The organism is Brevundimonas sp. (assembly GCF_032107865.1).
Taxonomy (GTDB): Bacteria; Pseudomonadota; Alphaproteobacteria; order Caulobacterales; family Caulobacteraceae; genus Brevundimonas.
Map to the genome: position 1 here is coordinate 1 of NZ_DAMCNG010000340.1, position 1,842 is coordinate 1,842.

Consider the following 1,842-nt stretch of genomic DNA (forward strand, 5'->3'; position numbering starts at 1 on the left):
GCGCGGTGCGCCGCGTCGAGAGCGCGACCGATGGGGCCGAGGCCGCGCGGCTTTATGCAGAGGCGGCCGACGCCCTGCTGGTCACCCTGTGGCGGTTCGCGACGGAACAGGTGCATCCGGCCCCGGACGAGCGGCTGACCTTGCTGGCGGTCGGCGGCTATGGGCGCGGGGTGCTGGCGCCCTTTTCTGACCTCGACCTGCTGTTCCTGCGGCCCGGCCAGGCGATCAGCCCGCGCGCCCAGGCGGTGGTCGAGTTCGTCCACTACGTCCTGTGGGATCTGGGGCTGAAGGTCGGCTCGGCCTTCCGTTCCATTGGCGAGACCCTGACGCTGGCGCGTGACGACATGACGGTGCGCACGACCTTGTTGGAGGCGCGGGCGCTGGCGGGGGATGCGGCCCTGGGCGAAAGCCTGCTGAAGCGGTTCCGGACCGCCGTCGCCCGCGCCGATCCGCGCTCCTTCATCGCCGCCAAGATGGCCGAGCGCGACGTGCGCCTTCAGAAGACCGGCGCGGTCCGCTATCGCGTCGAGCCCAATGTCAAGGACGGCAAGGGCGGGCTTCGCGACCTCAACACCCTGTTCTGGATCGCCCGCTCCCTGGCCCCGGACAGCGAGCGGGGGCAGGCGGCGCTGGAGGGGCTGCTGACCGCCCGCGAGATGCGCAGCTTCCGCGAGGCGATCGGCTTCCTGTGGCGGGTGCGCATCCTGCTTCATCTGGTCGCCGGGCGGGCCGAGGAGAAGCTGACCTTCGACGTCCAGCCCGAGATCGCCCGGCGCATGGGCTGGCGCGGGCGCGGCGACGAACTGGCGGTCGAGCGCTTCATGCGCCGCTATTTTCAGGTAGCGCGCGAGGTCGGCGCCCTGACCCGCGCCGTCTCGGCCCAGTTGGAGGCGCGCCAGCAGAAGAAGGCCGAAGGTCTGGCGCGCGGCCTGTCGCGGCTGATCCGGCGCCGCCGGGTCAAGCTGGCCTTCGACGGTCTGGCGGTGGAGGAGGGGCGACTGACCGTCACCGGGCCGAACATTTTCGCGCGCGATCCGGTGCGCCTGCTGCTGCTGTTCGTCGAGGCGGATCGGTTGGACCTGGACCTGCACCCCGACGCCTTCGCCGCCGTGATCCGCTCGCTGACGCTGGTGACGCCCGCCCTGCGTCGCGATCCGCGCGCGGCCGAGGCCTTCCTGACGGTGCTGGCGCATGGCCAGCGGCCCTATCGCGTCCTGTCGATCATGAATGAGACGGGTTTCCTCGGTCGCTTCCTGCCCGAGTGGGGGCGGATCGTCGGCCAGACCCAGTTCAACATGTACCATGCCTATACGGTGGACGAGCACACCCTGCAGGCGGTCGGCATCATCAATGACATCGCGCGCGGCAAGCTGGAGGCGGACCATCCGGCTTCGACCGCCATCGTCCCGCGCATCGCCGATATCGAGGCCCTGATGCTGGCCATGCTGCTGCATGACGTGGGCAAGGGCGGCGACCGGGGCCAGCTGGAGGACGGCGCCATCGCTGCGCGCCGGGCCTGCGAGCGGCTGGGCGTCGATCCGCGCCGGATCGAGCTGGTGGTCTGGCTGGTGCGCCATCACCTGCTGATGAGCGACTATGCGCAAAAGCGCGACGTGTCCGACCCCTCGACCGTGCGCGCCTTCGCCGAGGCCGTGGGCGACCCCGAGCGGCTGCGGATGCTGATGGTGCTGACCGTGGCCGACATCCGCGCCGTGGGGCCGGGGGTGTGGAACGGCTGGAAGGGGCAGCTGATGCGCGCCCTGTTCGAGGCGACCGAGTCCCTGTTCAGGGGCGACGCCGTGACGCGCGAAGACCCCCTGGCCGATCACCCGGCGCTGGTCG

1 protein-coding gene is annotated in these 1,842 nt (G+C 71.1%); it reads left to right on the forward strand.

The window, feature by feature from the left end:
• Positions 1–1,842 (forward strand): [protein-PII] uridylyltransferase (gene glnD / locus RT567_RS16450; RefSeq protein ID WP_313577272.1); only part of this gene is annotated, 1,842 nt, incomplete at both ends.